This is a genomic window from Mediterraneibacter agrestimuris, assembly GCF_943193195.1.
GTDB classification, from domain to species: domain Bacteria; phylum Bacillota; class Clostridia; order Lachnospirales; family Lachnospiraceae; genus Schaedlerella; species Schaedlerella agrestimuris.
On the sequence record NZ_CALPDG010000093.1, the window covers coordinates 1 to 3,697 of the forward strand.

4 protein-coding genes are annotated in these 3,697 nt (G+C 32.7%); all 4 read right to left on the reverse strand.

The features are described 5' to 3' along the window. Positions 1-68 precede the first annotated feature (68 nt). Positions 69-980, reverse strand: coding sequence for a hypothetical protein (locus tag NFS18_RS19020; RefSeq protein WP_251393106.1), 912 nt, complete (start codon positions 978-980; stop codon positions 69-71). Continuing rightward, the gene (locus tag NFS18_RS19025) at positions 973-1,710 is read right to left on the reverse strand and encodes a LytR/AlgR family response regulator transcription factor (protein ID WP_251393108.1); all 738 of its coding nucleotides are present in this window, start codon (positions 1,708-1,710) and stop codon (positions 973-975) included. Before NFS18_RS19025 ends, NFS18_RS19020 begins: the two co-directional genes overlap by 8 nt. Positions 1,711-1,744: 34 nt before the next feature. After that, on the reverse strand, positions 1,745-2,128 hold the full coding sequence (locus tag NFS18_RS19030; RefSeq protein ID WP_251393111.1) for a helix-turn-helix domain-containing protein: 384 nt from the start codon (positions 2,126-2,128) through the stop codon (positions 1,745-1,747). 278 nt (positions 2,129-2,406) lie between these two features. Next, positions 2,407-2,778, reverse strand: a complete 372-nt coding sequence (locus NFS18_RS19035) for an IS66 family insertion sequence element accessory protein TnpB (protein WP_251393113.1) — start codon at positions 2,776-2,778, stop codon at positions 2,407-2,409. Positions 2,779-3,697 lie beyond the last annotated feature (919 nt).

Consider the following 3,697-nt stretch of genomic DNA (forward strand, 5'->3'; position numbering starts at 1 on the left):
TGTAAAGCGGTTGAAAACACAGTAACTATACGGGTTTTTCCATAATTGGTACCGCCAGCGTGAATAATTCAGGTTAACTTCATCACAGAATATTTTGCATTAATAATTGCATCTACTACTAAATTTTCAGTATTGCAAACACTTGTCTTGTGTTCCTTACTCCCAGTCACTAAATCCGAAAGATATTGCTTTGCCATTGTATATTTTTCTTCCTCAAGCATTGCAAGTAATGAAATATAATGTTGCTTTATATCATGCTTAATATTTCTATATTCTAACATGGCTATTTCTTTTTCTTTATTATGTTTATTACATAATTCTAATTGTTGTGTATAAACAGAATTGTATCTTCTTTGCTCCATTTCTTCAGCTAATACTCCATACAGTCTGAATGTAATCAAATTTATAAATAGCATAATTACCAGACATAATATCGATCCGTCTATTCGCTTTTCATTAAACATGAACATAGGATATACGACAAACAAACTACCAATTGGTATCAGCAAAAGAGCTATATTATGTTTTATAGGTAGCGATTTTATGTTTTCATGCTGAAAAAACTTTTTAAGGCAAATTATTATTATAATAACAACGCCTTCTGATAGTATTGCTCCTAATATCATGGGATTTTCATAATCAATCCCTAATGCCAAGAAAAAATATCCAACAAAAAACTCTGATAAAGTCCATAGCATACTTAGCATACCTGCCAAGGCAATTTTTTGAATTAACTTTCCACTATAAGAAATTATCGCGACAGAACAATTTAAAAGAAATCCAATAAATAAATTTATATATGCTGGTAAACCTGAACGCCCATATAAAAGCAGTTGCCAAACAATATAGATAATCCATATGTAATAAGTTCGAATTTCTCTTTTCAATTTAAAAAAAGTTCCAAAGTACAATTTAAGAACAAATAAGGATATAATTGCTGTAATAACGTATACTCCGGCACTTACAATTCCCTTAAACAATGATTGAATCTCCTTTTATCCTACAATACATCTCGCTTATTTTCTTTCTTCGATTTTCACTAATATTTAGCATTGTTCCATCTTTTAGTTGTATACTATCATACATATATACTTCTATATATCGTGGATTAACTAGAAATGATTGATGTATTCTGAAAAAGCATACATTACTCTTTTGAAGTTTCTCCTCTACAATATTCAATTTTTCATAACACTTTCTCACTTCTGTTTCCAAGCATATGTATGTAACCCTCCTATCACTTTGAAAGTACATAATATCACTTATCTCTTCTTTATAACGAATCTTGTTATATTGAAATTGAAAGAACTTTGGTTTTGTAGTTATATCATTTACTGCGCTTAGAAAATATCTTTCAAATCTTTCCTTTGATATTGGTTTTGTAATAAATCTATATGCTGATACCTCAAATACTTCTTTTGCAAAACTCTCATAATTTGTAACATAAATAAGCATCACATTTTTATCAGTTAATCTGATTTTCTTCGCTGTATCCACTCCGTTCTCTATTTTCATTTCTACGTCTATGTATATTATATCGTATTTCTTATTTTCTCTTATTATATAATCTGTTAATGTCGAACCATCATAAAATACATCTATGTCCACTGGTATATGATGCTTTAAACTCAACGTTTCCAATAATCGTTCTATGTCAGCGGTCATAGTATATTCATCATCGCAAATAGCTATATCAATTGTTTTTCCCATTTCTATTCCTCTATTCTATGTTTAACTAATTCATTTAATCATTTGTTCCTAAACTTATTAAATGATTAATTATCTGCTCCATATCATATTTTTTTGAAGCAGACCAATCATCTACAATACAATCTAAAGATAACATTGGTTTTTGTATTCCAGTAATTAAATACGTTATATCAATTTCCAGTTTCTGATTTAGTGTCCATAACCTTTTTATTGATAAGCAATATACACCTCTCTCTATCTTTCCATAATACGCCGTACTTATCCCAAGTATTTCTGCCATTTGTTCCTGCGTATAATCAATTTCTCTTCTAAACTTTCTTAATCTTTCTCCAATCTCCATATATAATCGTTCTTCTTTCTGCGTTTCATCAGCTTTACAATCACGATTTACACAATCAAACTTAGATCTACTATTCATATTCACACTCCATCTTGGTCAGTATATATTAATAATACATATATAAATGAGACTTATTAATACATATATACTTTCTATTTATGGTTGTATTTATACATACCTTTAATTTAATCTTATTTAGTACCATAAAAGTGTAGTTGTTAGAGAGTAATTAACTCTAGCATCTGCACTTATTTTGTTTTAAAAACAGGATAAAATCAATGCTTCCTCAAAAAGGTGAGGGAAAAATATCATGAGAATAACCCGCAAATAATGTAGACTGCTTTGAAACAGGTGCATCATTCAGTATCCCGTATTACCTCAAGAACCGCTGCAAAAAAAGCCATAGACGTAGATTCTGTTACATGTAGATAAAATCCCTTTACGGAAATATTCAGTTCCAGTTGCCTGGTGTCATTCTTATGTTTCTGCTGTAAAAACTTTGGTTCTACAGGAACTATCTGTTGTACGAGAATTTCTTTCTGAATATGTTTAAGACAGACTTCCCTAACTCGGCGAAACCTGCAATAATAATTCGCTTTTGTGATGCCGTTATCAGCACACCAACTGGCAACGCTCATGCCGGTCTGCCGGCTTTGACATTCTCTATTTGGAGCAGCCCATTCCTGAAGACGGAACCCTGTGGCCACCATAGATGTTTCTGAACTCATAGACTTACCTCCGTATAGTGGTATCAAAAGTTGAGACTTAACCTTTAATACTCGTAATAGAAATATAGTCTATTGTCACATACTTTTCCTCTACAGTCGAGGTACGGATTATCTGCCGTTTCGTTCTATCGTTAGTTGATTTTAATGTAATAAAATTATATAATATATCTTGACTTTTATGAAAGGGTGGAGTTACGGTATGGATGAATTTATCAAATTACTTAACCAGGATTATGAATTAACCTGCAAATAAAAAGTCAAGGAAAAATAGAAAAGAATAGGTATTACAACAAGACCACCACGCTAGTACTGGCTAGAAAGAGAATGTTGTGGAATTATTCGGATTCTGAAAGCGATGAAAGATATTCTTTCACCCGACCATAGTAGGTTCGTAAAAATTTATTAGCTCCGGCCATCATGTAAACGTAATAAGGTTTACCCTGATTATTCTAACGCGTAAAAAAACCTATATTCCGGATACGGAAACCGCCTTTGATTGGCTTGACTACCATTTATAAGAAATCGTGCCAATGTCAAGCCCAGAGCCGCTTTGCGGGGTGTTAGCCAGCTTTACTTTGGTAAGATTTCTTGTATTCTGGATAATTGCCAATCGGTTTCCTAATCACCGGACAGTATGAACATCAAGGCCGGAATATTCATTCACTTAATGTTACGGTCTGCATGATTGCTCGCCCCTTTTATCGAGGTTACTTTATCCACCCGCTTAGCACCCTGTATTACTACAACGCACCGAGTTTAGCTACACGGCTCACTGGCGATTACCGTGACCGAACTTACGTAAACGCAAAATAGCGAGTACCTGTTCAAAATCATCCAATGTGAGATAATAGACTCATCACTACAAAGTCCAAATAGTTTAGTACTCAACTTTTTAGACTTTGCTACAGGAGGTGAGTCA

What these genes read in the sequence shown, in the direction of transcription:
- NFS18_RS19025 (WP_251393108.1), bottom strand. Translation starts at nt 1,710, where the DNA reads ATGGGAAAAACAATTGATATAGCTATTTGCGATGATGAATATACTATG.
- NFS18_RS19035 (WP_251393113.1), bottom strand. Translation starts at nt 2,778, where the DNA reads ATGAGTTCAGAAACATCTATGGTGGCCACAGGGTTCCGTCTTCAGGAA.
- NFS18_RS19030 (WP_251393111.1), bottom strand. Translation starts at nt 2,128, where the DNA reads ATGAATAGTAGATCTAAGTTTGATTGTGTAAATCGTGATTGTAAAGCT.